Below are 16,437 nucleotides of genomic sequence, written 5' to 3'. Positions count from 1 at the left end.
AAACCCGGCTTTACAGCGATTCGGAATTACGGCATTCTTGTGACCACATATTGTGGGGGCAGGCATGAAGATTACAAGAATTATTGCCATGGCATTGATCGCGGGGGGGCTTGGACTTCCGGCTTTGCAGGCCCAGACGCTGCAAAAGGCGCAGCCCCCGGCCGAGTTCCCTCCGGCTTCGTTCAAAGGGAAGCAATATGTTGATAGCAAGGGGTGTATCTATATTCGCGCCGGGATCGACGGAAATGTGACCTGGGTTCCCCGGGTCAACCGCAGCCGCAAACAGATCTGTGGCTATCAGCAGACCAAGCTGAAACCGGGGGCGTCGACCAGCGCGACATCACAGGCCAAGGCTCCTGAACTGATCACGGTGCCCGCCGCGGGACGGCCAACCGCCACCGCAGCCCGGACACCTGTTGCGGCACCGGCCCCTCAGACCACCGTAAAAACAACTGCAAAAGCCACGACGACAACCCGGACGACAACCCAGGCGACGGTTCGGCAACCAGTTGTGACCAGCACCCGCAAACCTGTTCCGACCGTGGCGAGCACTTTGCCGGCGGCGCCAAAACCGGCCCCGGTGAAAACCAAACCCGCGGCTGTGGTTGCGGCCCCGACGACAGCGGCTCCGGCCGCGCGCACTGGTGGCTGTTCGAATGCCTCATCGTTAAGTCAGCGGTATATCAACAAAACCCCGGACGTGCGGTGTGGTCCACAGGCCGAGGCTCCTGTTACCTTTGGGTCGGGCTCTGGTATTGGGCCACAGTCGTCGTTGCGTCTGACCCCGAACACACGGGTGGTGCAGCGCCATATATACGACAATCGGCAGAACACTCAGAACTTCAAGGTGCCCGCCGGCTATAGGTCCGTGTGGAGCGACGATCGTTTGAATCCGCAACGGGCCGAGCGCGGTCTGCGCCCCGCTGTGATCACCCAGGCGGTGAGAATTCCCGAAGGGTATCGCCGGGTTGAACGTGAAGATGACCGCATGAACCCGATGCGCGGGGTGCGAACTGCGGCGGGGGATGCGCAAAGCGCCCAGATCTGGACAAACACGCTGCCGAAGACGCTGAAACCGGTGCCAACGCAGGCGCAGATCATTACCTTGCCCACATCCACAGCGCGGTCTCCGGCAGAAGCGACCCACGTTCGGGTTTCAACCCGATCCGCGTCCCAGGCCCAATCCTTGCCCAGGGTATCGACCAATCGGTATATTCGTGTCGCAACGTATGAAACTGATGCTGTTGCCCGCGAGACGGCGCAAAACCTGGCCGGAACCGGATTGCCGATGCGGTTGGGGAGCCTGAACAAGGGGGGCAAAAGTTATCGTGTTGTTCTGGCTGGCCCTTATTCATCGGATTCTGTGGCCGAACGGGATCTGGCTCGTGTCAGGGCCGCCGGGTTCGGCAGTGCGCGTTTGAGCAAATAGAAATGCGCAGGGTGCGTGTCGGAGAAGCCGGACAGCGATGTCCGGTTTTTGTCGTTTGCGCACAGTCTGTTCCCGGTGATCTCCCGCCCGTCATCGGGCATTTGGCAATGCCCTCTTCCCGTTGGGCGTGGCACCGCGCCCGCGCGGTGCCACGCCCAACGCCGTGCGCCATATCGGCGTCAGCCGATTTGGAAAACGGGGGCGGGAGCGCATTGGGTGAGAGCGCCAAGGTCGATGGATAGGCAGGCTGGCCTGTGTGTTAGGCCCGTCACCGGGGGGCAGGAAGGTGCATTGCACTGGCGTTTCGGGGTCGATGTCAGCCTGCCGGTAAGCAGACCAAATCAATTGTCACAGATGCTCTGCAGTTGCACCCAGTCGCGATCAGACAGGACCGGCTCCAACTTGCGACCAGCCATGGGGTCGGCCTCGATCAACCCCAGGACGGTTTCTCCAGTGATATCCGTGGCATAGGCATAAGGCGTCGAGGCGATGGCGCTTTGGGCAAAGGTTGCCAGCAGAACATCGTCAGGGACAACAGGGCGGGGAGCGGACAGCAGGCTCTCGGCAAAATGATCCAGCGTCTGGCGCGGAAGTTTGCCGGTTGTCAGCAGGCGAAAGGTCGTGACAGGACCGCCATAGGTCAACAGTTCCGCCAGTGGATCCAGTTGCCCGGCCCGCGCGCGTTCAACCAGGATTGCCCCTGCCGCCACGGCCGGATCCTCGTGGTCTTCGATCAGGGATCTGTTCAGCAGGATGATGCCGCCGGGCAGGTTCAGGCTTGTTGCAATGCCCGAACTCATGACAGCCACTTGCCGAACGCCGGTGCGGTCCGACAGGCGGGTCAGGATGGCATCAGAGCTTTGGGAGGTGCAGATTGGTCCTGTGACCCGTTCAATCCGCCCCAGCAGCGCACGGCCGATGGCAATGCGCTGAATGTCGGGAACGACGGCCACTGTGTGCTTCAGCAAAGCACCGGGCAGCCATAGGAACAGAACCGCAGCCACCAATGCAATGGTCGCCAGAACGCTGGCCCACCGCAGGCGCCCCGGCCGTGGTCGGGCCCGATCAATTGCGCTGCGCAATGTCTCGACCGCCTCGATCATGGCGGTTTCCGCCTCTTCCATTTCCAAGGTTTCCCCGGGGTCTCCGTCCGGGTTGTAGATGGCCGGAAACTCACCTGGGTTCTGGCGGTCGACTGCGGCGAGCGACCAATGGGTCAGGGGCCGGTCGTTCAGGTCGGTTATGGTCAGGGTTGCGTTGCCGATGGAAACGATGACTTCGCGACGCTGGTCATCAGGACCGGGACGCCACAGGCCGGACGCCTCGAGCCGTTCATATTGTTTCAGCGCGGTCATTTTTGTTGGTTTTGCTCATGCTCGATCTGACGTCAGACTAGCACGCGGAAAAAGGGGCGGCAAACAAGAACGCCGCCCCTTGATGTGTGATTGAGCTTGTGGCCTCAGGTTTTGGTGGCGACAGCTTCGCAGGGCGTTTTTAGCCCGATCTTGCGAAACACCATTGCTGCCGGGCAAAACCCGGTAAAGGCCGATTGCAACAGGTTGGCACCCACAAAGACCGTCAGCCACATCCAGTGCACGGACACGGTCCAAGTCAGCAGAACCGAGATCAGTACCATTGTCCCGGCAAAGGCCAAAAGCGCGTTGTTTGCCGTCATGATTCCATCCTTTCAAATATATCTCACATTCAGAATATAAGATGTGAGATATATCTTCAAGCCAAACCTGCGTCAGCTCACAGGTCTGCGGCGATCTTGCGCAGTTCAAATTTCTGGATCTTGCCGGTCGAGGTTTTAGGCAATTCCAGGAACACCACCTTTTTGGGCGTCTTGAACCCGGCCAGAGTTTCCCGGCAAAAGGCAACCAAGCCTGCCTCGTCCGCGGTGGCACCTTCCTTGAGCTCGACAAAGGCACAGGGCACCTCGCCCCATTTGTCATCCGGTTTGGCAACCACAGCCGCCAGATTGACATCCGGATGCCCCATAAGAACGCCCTCGACTTCGACGGACGAGATGTTTTCGCCCCCCGAGATGATGATGTCCTTGGCCCGGTCCGCGATCTGGATATAGCCGTCGGGATGCTGAACCGCGATATCCCCCGAATGGAAATATCCGCCCTTGAAGCTTTCTGCAGTGGCGTCGGGGTTCTTGAGATACCCTTTCATCACCGAATTGCCGCGCATGACGATCTGCCCCTGATCGGTGCCGTTCATCGGGATCTGCCCCATATCGTCGTCCATGACCGTGATGTGATCCATCATGGGAAAGGCCACGCCCTGACGGGCCTTGATTGCGGCACGCCCGGTCTGGTCCAATGTGTCCCAATTGCCGCCTTTCCACAGGCATTCGGTGACATGGCCATAGGTTTCGGTGAGCCCATAGACCTGAGTGATATGAAAGCCCAACCGTTCGATCTTTTCCAGGGTGGCAGGGGCAGGGGGCGCTCCGGCGGTAAAGACTTCGACAGTATGGTCAAATGTCTTGCGGACCTCTTCGGGGGCGTTGACGATCATGTTCAGAACGATAGGGGCACCACCGAAATGTGTGGCACCTTCGTTGGCGATTGCGTCATAGATTGCAGGCGCGGTGATATTGCGGCAGCAGATCACGGTCCCCCCCAACACCGGCATCATCCAAGTGTGGTTCCAGCCGTTGCAGTGAAACAGCGGTACGATGGCCAGGTATTTCGGTTTCATCACCATACGCCAACTGATCACGGTACCCATGGTCATCAGATAGGCCCCGCGGTGATGATACACCACGCCCTTGGGGCGCCCCGTGGTGCCCGACGTGTAGTTCAACGCCAGGCTTTCCCATTCATCCTGTGGCAGGATCCAATCAAAATCATGGGCTGCATTGCCCAGAACGTCCTCGTAAACCGGGTGACGTCCGGTGGCGTGAAAACCGGCCTGGTCATCCGGTACTTCGATGATCAGCGGGCCGTCTCCGTCCATGCGGGCCTTGGCCGCCTCGGCGAGAGGTACGAATTCCGTGTCCGCAAGCACCACTTTGGCTTCGCCATGGCCAAAGATATAGCTGACCGTGTCCACATCCAGGCGGGTGTTGATGGTGTTCAAGACGGCACCACAGGCAGGCACGCCGAAATGCGCTTCGGCCTGGGCCGGCAGGTTCGGAATCAGCGTGGCGACCACGTCGCCCGGTTTGACGCCCATGCCCGCCAGCGCCGACGCCAACCGGGTGCAGCGGTCGTAATAGGCCGCATAGGTTTTGCGGAAGCTGCCATAGACAATGGCGGGATCATCGGCAAACACATGCGCCGCACGTCGTAGATGTGACAGCGGTGTCAGCGGCACATAGTTCGCTGCATTCTTTTCCAGCCCGGACTCATCAGCCATCCAACCCATCTAAATTCTCCCTGAATCGCAGTCGATGTCGTTTTATGGCGAGATATTGCTCAAGTCGTCTCCTAAAGGGAAGCCATGAAATGTAAGACAATTGATTTGCAGCCCGAAGTTTCCCAATTCACGGCCGCGGGCACGATGCTGGCGGCCATGGCGGTTGTCGGGATCGTCGATAACATTATCCCGGTGTTGGCCAGAGACATCGGGTTGTGGCAATTCTACCTGATGCGGGCGCTGTTGTCGGTGCCGTTGCTTTGTGTCTTCTCGGCATTCGGGTTGGGCAAGCTGACAGTGAACCGGGTATGGCCGGTGCTGTTGCGCAGTGTCCTGCTGGGTGTGTCGATGATGTTCTACTTTTCTGCCGTGGCCCTGATGCCGATCGCTCAGGCCATTGCCGGTTTGTTTACTTCGCCAATCTTTATCGTGGTCATTTCGGTGGTGTTCTTGGGGCTCAGGATCGGGTTGGTCAGGGTTGGCGCCATTTTTCTGGGCTTCATCGGTGTTCTGTTCGTGCTGCAACCGGATCTATATGCGTTTGATTGGTTGATCCTAATGCCGGTCGCCGGTGGTTTTTTCTATGCTTTGGGAACCATTACAACGCGGACGTTGTGCGATGGGGAAAGCACGATTGCCATGCTGCTTGGGATGTTGTTGGCGCAAGCGGTCATGGGAATGATTGGATTGGGTGTGCTTGAGATCTGGCCTCAGGATGTGGCTGCTGGCGCGGACGGCTTCGTGACACGGGGCTGGGTCTGGCCGGTGTGGTCGCTCATGCATTGGATGCTGTTGCAGGTGATCGGGTCTGTCGTTGGGGTGTATCTGATCATCAAGGCGTACCAACAGGGCGAGGCCTCCTTTGTGGCGGTCTTTGAGTATTCGGTGATGATCGTGGGTCCGGCATTTGCCTGGCTGGTATTCGGTCAGACGGTTGGGCTCTGGCAGATCTTTGGAATCGGATTGATTGTCCTGGCCGGATCCGTCATCGCCCTGCGAAGCAGATGATACCGCCCTCATAGGCGCTTTGAGCGACGTTGTCGCGCGCCTCGGTGGCGGATGGGTCCGATTCCGCCATTTCGCATCGCGCGCCGCTCGGGTACGGTTCGGGCATGATCCTTTCTACTGGCCGATCCTACGTCTTTGTTCATATGCCCAAAACCGGCGGAACGGCGCTTGCCCTTGCATTGGAAGCGCGGGCCAAATCCGATGACATCATGCTGGGGGATACGCCGAAGGCCCGAAACCGCCGTCGCCGCGTACGGGATGCGCCAACCGCGGGCCGTTTGTGGAAACATTCGACCCTGTCCGACATACAGGGGCTGGTCCCGGATGACGTGTTGCGGTCCCTGTTTGCCTTTACCTTGGTGCGTAACCCGTGGGATCGCTGCGTCAGCTATTACCACTGGCTGCGCGTCCAAAGCTTTCAGCACGCGGCCGTCGATCTCGCCCGCGCTCTCGATTTCGAAGCATTCGCTTCGCATCCTCAGACAACGCAGGGCTTTCGCAAGACGCCCGCGCGTGCATTCATGCAGCATGGCGACGGGAGTGAACAATGCGCCTGTTACATACGGCTGGAGCATTTCGCTGCAGATGCCGCCCCGTTGTTTGATCATTTGGGTTTCACTTTTGATCTGCCGCGTGTGAATGCGTCCCAGCGCGAACAGGATTATCGCGGGTATTATTCGGCAAAGTCGCGCCAGGCCATCGCAGAGAGCTGTGCCGAAGACATCGCTCGATTCGGGTATCGTTTTTAGGATCGGTGCGTCGCGCCCCTGATTGTCGCTGCTTTGTCGTCAATCAGATTTAGCCATGCGCCTCTGTTGCCAATGACAGGGCAATGGCGTGGATCAGCCACAATTTCGACTTATCCACGGCAGACAGATCAGACAGCGTTAACCACGAAAGTCTGCCTGTACCTCGCTCTGAGTGCGCGCCAACTGTTGGAGAGTCGATGTTCAAATGGTTCACAGCCCCCAAAGTCCAGTTGCCCGATCCTGCATGGGCGGCCGGACCAATGGGCATGATGATCACCGGGCAGGATGGGTTTCTGTGCGGTACACATGTTGTTTCGAATCTGGGGTGGCGTCGTGTCGATGCTTTATGCGTGGGTGACAAGGTGCTGACGTTTGACAATGGGATGCGTACGATCGTTGAAATCCAACGGGAAACCTTGACCAGACCCGCCGAAGGCATGCCGCGAAGCCGCTGGCCCATGATGGTACCCGAAGGGGCGCTCTTGAACCGGCGCGCCATGTCGATCATGCCGGATCAGGGTGTTTTTATCGAATCCGATCTGGTCGTAGACGCGTTGGGGGACCCTTATGCGATTGTTCCGGCGCGGGCTTTGGATGGGTATCGTGGGATTGAGCCCGCCAATCCGCACACGGAGCTGACATTGACGACCTTGGCCTTTGCGCAGGACGAAGTGGTGTATGCCGAAGGCGGCATGCTGGCCTATTGCCCCTGTGCACGCGAATTGCTGGACGCAGGGGCCGAAGACGATGCGCACACCTATCAGGTTCTGTCCTTGCAGGAAGCCCGCACGCTGATCCAACAAATGGCCAGCGGTCCCGAGGCCACGCCTCTTGGGTGGCACGCCGAAGAGATCAGCGCCGTGCAGAAAAGCCGCCCCGGACGACCGATGGTGCACCCTTTTTGACGCGAGACGCCGGGAAAAATGACAAAGCGCTGTAAAGCGCGGCAACGCCTTTCGCGCGGTAGGGCACAAAATCGCACACTTCATGGTCGGCGACGAGGATCGGGAAATGGCCGCCACCATATCGGGCGCAGCCATGTTTTATGCTCAACACCGAACAGCTTGGCGCATCAGGCGTGTCGAGGGTCTCTCTCTTTGGCAGGTTGTCTTCAGAGTATCTGAAATAGGGCTGTCCGCTTCTTTGCGAATATCAATCCGGTGACCGACTGAGTTGGGCGCAATGTTGGAAAACAGATGCGCAGATATCAGGTTCACTCATTTTTTGTCCATTCAAAACCAAAACCCTGCCGCGACTGGCGCAACAGGGTTTTGGTCTTGGCGTGTCCCACCCACAGAAGACGTCAGAAGCACAGCTTCGGGGGTGTTCCTGTGTTGGCAGATGCCCTGATCAGGCCGCAGCCGCCTCGGGGTCGAAACGGCCATAGAAGGATTGGCCTTTGGTGGCCATTTCGCGCAGAAGGGGCGGACAGGTGAACCGAACACCATAGGCTTCGGTCAGCTGATCACAGCGTTCCGCAGCATAGGGCGTGCCCAGAATGTCCAGCCAGCTGAGCGGGCCACCGGACCATGGTGCAAAGCCCCAGGCCAGGATGGCCCCTACGTCGCCTTCGCGAATGTCCATCAGCACGCCTTCTTCCAGCGCCCGAACGGCCTCCAGAACCTGGGCAAACATCAGACGGTCCTGAACCTCTTGCAACGACGGCTGGGTTTCTGCCAGCGGGTATTTGTCGTGCAGACCTTTCCAGTATTGGGTGCGCTTGCCTTTGTCGTCATAGTCAAAGAAACCTGCGTTGGCCTTGCGGCCCATCCGGCCCAGCTCTTCCATCCAGAAGATCAGATCGTCGCCGGGGCTGTCGGGATAGGCGTTGCCCATCGCCGCCTTGGTGGCGCGGGCGATCTTGGCCCCCAGATCAATGGATGTTTCGTCGTTGAGCTGGATCGGTCCCACGGGGAAGCCAAGCTGACGCGCCGCGTTGTCGATCATCGACGGAGCCACCCCTTCGGTCAGCATCCGCAGACCTTCGTTGATATAAGGGATGATACAGCGGTTGGCGTAGAAGAACCGTGCATCATTGACCACGATGGGCGTCTTGCGGATCTGGCGCACGTAATCCAGCGCCTTGGCCACGGCCCGGTCACCGGTTTCGGCCCCTTTGATGATTTCCACCAACAGCATCTTTTCGACGGGCGAAAAGAAGTGGATGCCGATGAACTGCTCGGGGCGCACGCTCGCCTTGGCGAGATCGGTGATCGGCAGGGTCGAGGTGTTGGAGGCAAAGATGCAATCCTCGGGGATGATTGCTTCGACCTTTTTGGTCATCTCGGCTTTGACACCGGGGTCTTCGAACACCGCTTCGATGATCAGATCACAGCCTTTGAGCGCGTCCAGATCCGGGGTGGCGGTGATGCGACCCAACAGGGCCTCTTTCTTTTCAGCCGTGGCTTTGCCGCGTTTGATGCCCTTGTCCATATAGCTCTCGGAATAGGCTTTGCCCTTGTCCGCGGCTTCTTGATCCCGGTCGACCAACACGACCTCCATCCCGGCCTGTGCACTGACCAGCGCAATGCCCGCGCCCATCATGCCCGCACCCAGAACGCCGACTTTTTTGACCCGTTGATCAGGCACATCCTTGGGGCGTACCGCGCCTTTTTCCAATGCTTCCTTGTTCAGGAACAGCGACCGGATCATCGCCGAGGACGATGGGTTCATCAGGATTGAGGTGAAATGACGTGCCTCGATGCGCAGGGCGGTGTCGAAATCAACCAATGCGCCCTCATAGATGGCGCTCAGCAGCGCCTTGGCTGCTGGAAATGCGCCCTGGGTCTTGCCATTGATCATCGCGGACGCGCCAACGAATGTCATGAAGCCAGCAGGGTGATAAGGCGCACCGCCGGGCATTTTATACCCCTTGGCGTCCCAGGGTTTCACCAGATCGGCTTCCTTGGCGTTCAGCACCCATTCCTTGGCTGCGGCGACCGGATCGTCAGATACGGCATCGACCAGCTGCGCGCCCTTGGCCTTTTTCGGGTCCATCATCTTGCCTTCGAGCAAGACAGGTGCGGCGGCCAAGGCCCCGACCATCTTGGAATAGCGGATTGTTCCACCACCACCGGGGAAGATGCCCAGCAGGATTTCCGGCAGGCCGATCTTGGCCTTGGCATTGTCGGTCATCACCCGGTGGTGACAGGCCAGCGCAATTTCCGTGCCGATCCCGGCGCAGGTGCCGTTGATGGCGCAGGCCACGGGTTTGCCGCCCTTTTTGGTCTTGGGGTCCATGCCTGCCAGTTCCAGCTTGCGCAGGATGTGATGGCCGCTCATGACAAAGTTGAACAGCGCCTCGGCAGGGGTGTCGCCCGCTTCCTGGCGGATCGTGGCCAACGTGTTCAGGTCCATACCGCCGGCAAAGGATCCTTCCTTGCCGCTGGTGATCACAATGCCTTTGACCGCATCGTCATTCAGCGCCTGATCGACCAGATCGCTGACCAGTTCAAACGCCTCGCGGGTCATGACGTTCATGGATTTGCCCTGGGCGTCCCAGGTGATGAATGCGACGCCGTCTGCGTCGGTGGTCAATGTGAAATCAGTCATTGTCGTCTCCGATCTGGTCAGCCGTCAACGGGCTGCCATCCTTGCGGGTAAAGCTGAAGCCGTTGGCGTCATCCTTCACCATCATATCGATATCGCTGTAATATGCGGTCTCGGTCGGGGTGTGGGTGCCCACCACCAGGAATGTGGCGGGGGTATCGGTGCGGTTCACCAGATGATGCCCGTTGGCCTCACCGGCAGGCCAGCTGGCACAATCGCCCGCCCGCATTACGTGTTCGCCATCATCGTCGATCAGGATCAGCTCCCCGTCGACCATCAGCGCGAATTCGTCCTGCTCCATGTGATAGTGGCGCAGTGACGACAGGCCACCGGGTTCCAGCCGCACCATGTTGACCCCATATTGGGTCAACCCGCCCGCGTCGCCCAGGCGCTGCACAAACCGCCCGGCGGTGGCCTGCGCCAGCTTGCCGGGATAGCTTGATCCGCCCTTGAACGGGATTTGGGAAAGGTCGAGTTTTGGCATCAGACGCGCTCAATGATTGTGGCGGCACCCATGCCCGATGCGATGCACAGGGTGGCGAGACCGGTTTCCTTGTCCTGACGCTCCAGCTCGTCCAGCAGGGTGCCGATAATGATCGCGCCGGTCGCGCCCAGCGGGTGACCCATGGCGATCGAGCCGCCGTTGACGTTGACCTTGCCCGGATCCACATCAAACGCCTGCTGGAAGCGCAGCACAACGCTGGCAAAAGCTTCGTTAACTTCGAACAGGTCGAGATCCGAAATCTTCATGCCATTGTCGGCCAGGATCTTTTCGGTGACGGGCACGGGGCCGGTCAGCATGATGGTGGGATCGGTGCCGATCTTGGCTGTCGCCTTGATCCGGGCACGGGGTTTCAACCCGTATTTCTCGCCGAATTCCTTGTTGCCGATCAGCACGGCGGCCGCGCCATCGACGATGCCGGATGAATTGCCCGCATGGTGGATGTGATTGATCCGCTCCAGATGCGGGTATTTCATCATCGCGATCTTGTCGAAGCCGGGCATATGTTCGCCCATCATCTGAAAGGCCGGGTTCAACCCGCCCAGCGACTGCATGTCGGTGCCGGGGCGCATGTATTCATCGCGATCCAGGATCGGGAGACCGTTCTGGTCGCGCACGGTGATCACCGATTTGTCAAACCGCCCATCGTCCCAGGCCTCTTTGGCGCGGCGTTGGGATTCCATCGCCAGCGCATCGGCCTGATCGCGGGTAAAGCCGTATTCAGTGGCGATAATATCCGCCGAAATGCCTTGGGGCACGAAATAGCTGTCCATTGCCAGGCTGGGATCCACGGCAATTGCCGCGCCGTCGCTGCCCATGGCCACGCGGCCCATCATTTCCACGCCACCAGCGATATAGGCATCGCCTGCGCCGCCTTTGACCTGGTTGGCCGCCAAATTGACGGCCTCCATGCCAGAGGCGCAGAACCGGTTGATCGCCAGACCCGGAATGCGTTCATCCAGATCCGATGCCAACACGGCCGAGCGCGCCAGACAGCCGCCCTGTTCCATCACCTGGGTGACATTGCCCCAGATCACGTCCTCGACGGCGTGGCCGGTCAGGTTGTTGCGCTCCTTGACCGCGTTCAGGGTCAGGGCGGACAACCGCAGGCTGGTCACCTCGTGCAGGCTGCCATCCTTGCGGCCTTTGCCGCGGGGGGTACGCAGGGCGTCATAGATATAAGCTTCGGTCATGATGCTCTCCTCAGGAACGGTCCGACGGGTTGCCGGGCATCAGGTCATAGGGGTGTTTCCAGCCAGGTTGGTCGCTGATACGGGTCAGCCAGGCGTCGATATGGGGCCAGTCGGCACGGTCAAAGCCAAAGGGTTCTGGGTAATACAGATAGCCACAACAGCTAAGATCGGCATTGGTGATCCCATCGCCAACAATCCAGTCGCGCCCGTCCAGATGGGCGTTGAGCGTGGCATAGGCGGCCTTGAGCCGGCCCTGATTGAAGGCGATCACATTGGGGTCGCGGTGCTGTTCGGGCAAAAAGTTCATCAGAAAGCGTGTCAGCCCTGCCATCGAGCTGAATTTGTGATTGTCCCACAGGACCCAGCGCAGGATTTCATAGTTGTCTTCGCGGGTTTTTCCGCCGAATTTCCCAGATTTTTCTGTCACATAGGCCTGAATGCACCCCGATTGGCTGGTACGGAAATCGCCGTCCACCAGAACCGGTGCCTCGCCCATTTCATTGATGTCGGCGCGATATTCGGGCGTGCGGGTTTCGCCACCAAAGAAATCGACAAAGACCGGTTCCCAGTCCAGGCCCGAGAGTTCAAGCGCCAGTGCCGCCTTATAGGCATTTCCGCTTTCGCCAAAGCAATGCAGTTTGATTGTCATGTCGCGTTCCCTGTGTTTGGTGTCGAACGTGGGGGTTTCACACCCCCACACCCCCGTGGAGTTTCTTGGGCAAGATGAAGGCGCTGCCTTTACGGATCATTAAGGTTAATGCGCCATCCTTTGGTCGCGCCCGGAGCTGGAGAGCGACTTGGCGTGCGAGGTGAAGCCCCGTTAACCGGTGCCGTGGCGCCCTGGGCAGCAAGCGCTGGTGGCGGGGGGGAGCTTCTTTATTCATCTCGCAAGAAAACTCCCGCCGGAGGCGTTGCTCCGTTTCAAGTGCCGCATCGTCATTGCTTATTTCTCCGCCATGATGCCACGGGCAATCAACTCCTTCATGATCTCGTTGGTACCGCCATAAATCCGCTGCACGCGGGCATCGGCCCACATTTCGCCGACGGCGTATTCCATCATGAAACCATACCCACCATGCAGTTGCAGGCAGTCGTCCAGAACCTCGCCCTGGGTGTCGGTGGTCCAGTATTTGGCCATGGCCGCCTTTTCGACGGTCAGTTCACCGCGCAGATGTTCGCTGATGCATTCATCCAGGAAAGCGCGGGCGACCTTGGTTTTGGTCATGCATTCGGCCAGCTTGAAACGGGTGTTCTGAAACTGGGTGATCGGACCGCCAAAAGCTTCGCGTTCCTTGCAATAGGCGATGGTGCGTTCCACCGCGCCTTCCATGGCACCGACGGCACCACAGGCAATGATCAGCCGTTCCTGGGGCAACTGCTTCATCATCTGGTAAAAGCCCTGACCTTCGACGCCGCCCAGAATGTTTTCAGGCGCGATTTCGACATTGTCAAAGAACAGCTCGGACGTGTCGGCCGCGTGCAGGCCGATCTTTTCCAGGTTACGACCGCGGGCAAACCCTTCGGCACCATCTGTTTCCACAGCGACCAGAGACACGCCTTTGGACCCTAGCGAGGGATCGGTTTTCGCCGCAACCAGGATCAGGTTGGCGTGCTGGCCATTGGTGATGAAGGTCTTTTGACCCGAGAGGCGATAGGCGTTGCCGTCACGTACGGCCTTGGTTTTGATTGCCTGAACGTCCGATCCGGTCGAGGGTTCAGTCATCGCCAGCGCGCCGACCAATTCGCCGGTGGCCATTTTTGGCAGCCAGCGTTGTTTCTGTTCGTCCGTTCCATAGGCGTGGATGTAATGGGCGACGATGCCGGAATGGATGCCATTGCCCCAGCTGGCCAGATTGGCCCGGCTGCCTTCGAGCAGGATCACCGCCTCGTGGCCAAAATCACCACCTGCACCGCCCAGATCCTCGGGGATCGACGGGCACAGCAGGCCCAGTTCGCCAGCCTGGTTCCAGGTGTCACGGTCCATGATCCCGGCCTTGCGCCAGTCTTCGAATTTCGGGGCCCATTCGGTGTTGATGAATTGGGCTGTCATCTCTGAGAGCATCTGGTGCTCTTCGGTCATCCAGTTGGAGGCGGTGGCGGTCATCTCTCTCCCTTGCCGCGCTGGCGGTTCAGCGCTTTCTGTCTTCCAGCTCGGCGTTGAACAGCCGTAACCGGTGGGTCAGGTTTTCGGTGTTGGTCACGCTGTCGAAATTTTCGAACAGAAAGGACAGAGCCTCTCCCTCGTCCAGCCCTGCTTCCTGTGCGAATTTGCGCAGTTTGCGATAACCGTCTTCGGTCATTGCGACCGGAAAGCGGCGGGTCAGGCGGAAACGTTTGGGCATTTAAACACCATATGAATGTAAGGGCAGGGCGGGGTTCACCCCCGCCATACCATCAGAAATTGGCCGCATCCAATGCCATTACCGTGTCCGCGCCGCTTTGAATGCGCGACAGGTGCAGGGCCGTGGCCGGGAGTTGGCGTGCCATGTAATACCGTCCGGTGGTGATCTTCGTCTCATAGAACGCCGCGTCAGAAGACCCAGCGTCAATTGCCGATTTTGCGGCCTTGGCCATGCGCGCCCACATCAGGCCCAGGCAGACATGACCAAACATATGCATGAAGTCATAAGAGCCCGAGAGCGCATTGTTGGGGTTCTTCATGCCGTTTTGCATGAAATACATGCCCGCCGCCTGCAGATCCTTGGACGCGGATTTGAGCGGTTCGATGAATGCCGTGTCATAGGCGTCGTCCTGGCCGCCGTTTTCCTTGCAAAAGGATTTGACCAACTCAAAGAACGCCATCACGTGCTTGCCGCCATCCTGGGCCAGCTTTCGGCCCACCAGGTCCAGTGCCTGTACCCCATTGGCCCCTTCATAAATCATCGCGATCCGTGCGTCCCGCGTGTATTGGGACATGCCCCATTCTTCGATATAGCCGTGGCCGCCGTAAATCTGTTGGGCCTGTACGGTCATGTCATAGCCCTGATCGGTCAGGAACCCTTTGATCACCGGAGTCAGCAGGCTGACCAGACCGTCGGCATCCTTGTCGCCATTGCGATGGGCCTGGTCAATCATGGTCGCGCCCCACAGCAGGAATGCGCGCGCGCCTTCGGTAAAGCTTTTCTGGTCCATCAGGTTGCGGCGAATGTCAGGGTGCACGATCAGCGGATCGGCAGGGCCATCGGGGTTTTTGACACCGGTCACATCGCGGCCCTGCAGGCGGTCCTTGGCGTATTCCAGCGCGTTCTGATAGGCGGCCTCGGCCTGGGCCAGCCCCTGCATGCCGACACCCAGACGCGCTTCGTTCATCATGGTGAACATGGCGCGCATGCCTTTGTGCTCTTCACCCAACAACCAGCCGGTCGCCTCGTCATAGTTCATCACACAGGTCGAGTTGCCGTGGATGCCCATCTTTTCTTCGATCTTGCCACAGGACACACCATTGCGGGCACCCAGCGTGCCATCGGCGTTGACGATGAATTTGGGCACGATGAACAGCGACACGCCTTTGATCCCGTCGGGACCGCCGGGGATCTTGGCCAGAACCAGGTGGATGATGTTGTCGGCCATGTCGTGTTCGCCCGACGAGATAAAGATCTTTTGCCCGGTGACCTTGTAACTGCCATCACCCTGGGGGTCTGCCTTGGTCCGCATCAGGCCCAGATCGGTGCCGCAATGCGGTTCGGTCAGGTTCATGGTGCCGGTCCAGTCACAGGCAACCATCTTGGGCAGGTAGGTGTCCTTTTGTGCGTCCGTCCCATGTGCCAGAATGGCCGAGGCCGCCCCATGGGTCAGGCCCTGGTACATGACAAAGGCCTGATTGGCAGAGCTGAACATTTCGCCCACGGCGGTGCCGATCACTGATGGCATGTTCTGGCCACCGTATTGTTCCGGCATGTCCAACCCGGTCCAGCCGCCCTCTTTCATCTGCTCAAAGGCTGCTTTGAACCCGGTCGGGGTGCGGACCACACCATTTTCCAGCACGCAGCCTTCGGTGTCGCCCACAACGTTCAGCGGATGCACCACTTCGGTGGCAATCTTGCCAGCCTCTTCCAGAATGGCGGACGTGAAATCCGGCTCCAGCTCGGAATATCCGGGAACATCGGTATTTGTGATGTTCAGAACGTCATGCAGCACGAACTGCAGATCCTTGGTGGGGGCGGAATAACTGGGCATAGGGTGTCTCCGTAGTGGACGAATGGCTGTGTCGGTGAAACCGGGCGATGGGGCTTATTCGGCGACCTTTTTGTCGGCCAGCATGGATTGGAGCATTTTCTCGCCCCATTTGAGCTGTTCCTTGAGGTCTTCGATCGCTTCGGTCAGTTCTTCGCGCTGCTGTTCCATATCGGCCAGCCGTTCCTGCGCGATTTCATAGGTGCGGGCCAGCTGGGTATGTTGCTGATCCCCCATGTGGTACAGGTCCAGCAGTTGCCGGATCTCTTCCAGGCTGAACCCAAAGCGCTTGCCGCGCAAAATCAGTTTCAACCGGGCCCGGTCCCGTTTGGTGAACAATCGTTTCTGGCCTTCGCGCGCAGGGAACAACAATTCTTTGGATTCGTAAAAGCGCAACGTGCGCGGTGTTACGCCATAGGCATCGCACATCTCGCGGATGGTCATGGTTTCTTCGGTCATAAT

15 protein-coding genes are annotated in these 16,437 nt (G+C 59.1%); 4 read left to right on the top strand and 11 right to left on the bottom strand.

All coding sequences use genetic code 11. The features are described 5' to 3' along the window. The first annotated feature begins 64 nt into the window (after window positions 1-64). Window positions 65-1,429 (top strand): SPOR domain-containing protein, encoded by a 1,365-nt coding sequence (locus QEZ52_RS15495; RefSeq protein ID WP_406645341.1) that lies wholly within the window; start codon window positions 65-67, stop codon window positions 1,427-1,429. A gap of 341 nt (window positions 1,430-1,770) precedes the next feature. Here QEZ52_RS15495 and QEZ52_RS15490 read toward each other — a convergent pair whose 3' ends face one another. The 3 genes from QEZ52_RS15490 to QEZ52_RS15480 all read right to left on the bottom strand — a co-directional run bounded on the left by QEZ52_RS15490 (window position 1,771) and on the right by QEZ52_RS15480 (window position 4,810). After that, window positions 1,771-2,784, bottom strand: coding sequence for a hypothetical protein (locus QEZ52_RS15490; protein WP_406645340.1), 1,014 nt, complete (start codon window positions 2,782-2,784; stop codon window positions 1,771-1,773). Window positions 2,785-2,888: 104 nt separating this feature from the next. Further along, on the bottom strand, window positions 2,889-3,104 hold the full coding sequence (locus tag QEZ52_RS15485) for a DUF2892 domain-containing protein (protein WP_406645338.1): 216 nt from the start codon (window positions 3,102-3,104) through the stop codon (window positions 2,889-2,891). Window positions 3,105-3,181: 77 nt separating this feature from the next. Next, a complete protein-coding gene (locus QEZ52_RS15480) occupies window positions 3,182-4,810 on the bottom strand; it encodes an AMP-binding protein (RefSeq protein ID WP_406645337.1) in 1,629 nt (542 codons plus the stop codon). Between the two features lie 75 nt (window positions 4,811-4,885). Here QEZ52_RS15480 and QEZ52_RS15475 point away from each other — a divergent pair, with 75 nt between their 5' ends. The 3 genes from QEZ52_RS15475 (at window position 4,886) to QEZ52_RS15465 (ending at window position 7,463) form a co-directional block, all read left to right on the top strand. Next, complete coding sequence (locus tag QEZ52_RS15475; RefSeq protein WP_406645336.1) at window positions 4,886-5,809, top strand: DMT family transporter; 924 nt, start codon at window positions 4,886-4,888, stop codon at window positions 5,807-5,809. A 104-nt stretch (window positions 5,810-5,913) separates the two neighbouring features. Next, window positions 5,914-6,558 (top strand): sulfotransferase family 2 domain-containing protein, encoded by a 645-nt coding sequence (locus tag QEZ52_RS15470; protein WP_406645335.1) that lies wholly within the window; start codon window positions 5,914-5,916, stop codon window positions 6,556-6,558. 197 nt (window positions 6,559-6,755) lie between these two features. Beyond that, the gene (locus QEZ52_RS15465; RefSeq protein ID WP_406645334.1) at window positions 6,756-7,463 is read left to right on the top strand and encodes a Hint domain-containing protein; all 708 of its coding nucleotides are present in this window, start codon (window positions 6,756-6,758) and stop codon (window positions 7,461-7,463) included. 445 nt (window positions 7,464-7,908) lie between these two features. Here QEZ52_RS15465 and QEZ52_RS15460 read toward each other — a convergent pair whose 3' ends face one another. The 8 genes from QEZ52_RS15460 to QEZ52_RS15425 form a co-directional block, all read right to left on the bottom strand. Then, entirely contained in the window at window positions 7,909-10,110 is a 2,202-nt protein-coding gene (locus QEZ52_RS15460; protein WP_406645333.1) for a 3-hydroxyacyl-CoA dehydrogenase NAD-binding domain-containing protein, read from the bottom strand. Then, window positions 10,103-10,591 carry a cupin domain-containing protein gene (locus QEZ52_RS15455; protein WP_406645332.1) on the bottom strand — a complete coding sequence of 163 codons (489 nt, stop codon included), beginning with the start codon at window positions 10,589-10,591 and terminating at the stop codon, window positions 10,103-10,105. The genes QEZ52_RS15460 and QEZ52_RS15455 overlap by 8 nt, the downstream gene beginning before the upstream one ends. Further along, on the bottom strand, window positions 10,591-11,802 hold the full coding sequence (locus QEZ52_RS15450; protein WP_406645331.1) for an acetyl-CoA C-acetyltransferase: 1,212 nt from the start codon (window positions 11,800-11,802) through the stop codon (window positions 10,591-10,593). The genes QEZ52_RS15455 and QEZ52_RS15450 overlap by 1 nt, the downstream gene beginning before the upstream one ends. A 10-nt stretch (window positions 11,803-11,812) precedes the next feature. Continuing rightward, the gene (locus tag QEZ52_RS15445; protein ID WP_406645330.1) at window positions 11,813-12,451 is read right to left on the bottom strand and encodes a glutathione S-transferase family protein; all 639 of its coding nucleotides are present in this window, start codon (window positions 12,449-12,451) and stop codon (window positions 11,813-11,815) included. A gap of 294 nt (window positions 12,452-12,745) precedes the next feature. Beyond that, a complete protein-coding gene (locus tag QEZ52_RS15440) occupies window positions 12,746-13,906 on the bottom strand; it encodes an acyl-CoA dehydrogenase family protein (protein WP_406645328.1) in 1,161 nt (386 codons plus the stop codon). A gap of 25 nt (window positions 13,907-13,931) precedes the next feature. Beyond that, window positions 13,932-14,144 carry a hypothetical protein gene (locus QEZ52_RS15435; protein ID WP_406645327.1) on the bottom strand — a complete coding sequence of 71 codons (213 nt, stop codon included), beginning with the start codon at window positions 14,142-14,144 and terminating at the stop codon, window positions 13,932-13,934. Window positions 14,145-14,196: 52 nt separating this feature from the next. Then, window positions 14,197-15,978, bottom strand: a complete 1,782-nt coding sequence (locus QEZ52_RS15430; protein WP_406645326.1) for an acyl-CoA dehydrogenase C-terminal domain-containing protein — start codon at window positions 15,976-15,978, stop codon at window positions 14,197-14,199. A gap of 54 nt (window positions 15,979-16,032) precedes the next feature. Beyond that, the gene (locus tag QEZ52_RS15425) at window positions 16,033-16,434 is read right to left on the bottom strand and encodes a MerR family DNA-binding transcriptional regulator (RefSeq protein ID WP_406645325.1); all 402 of its coding nucleotides are present in this window, start codon (window positions 16,432-16,434) and stop codon (window positions 16,033-16,035) included. Window positions 16,435-16,437: the final 3 nt, after the last annotated feature.

Source organism: Aliisedimentitalea scapharcae, assembly GCF_045277565.1.
Taxonomy (GTDB): domain Bacteria; phylum Pseudomonadota; class Alphaproteobacteria; order Rhodobacterales; family Rhodobacteraceae; genus Aliisedimentitalea; species Aliisedimentitalea scapharcae.
The sequence above is the reverse complement of the archived record's forward strand: the minus strand, read 5'-3'. Positions and strand labels throughout refer to the sequence as shown.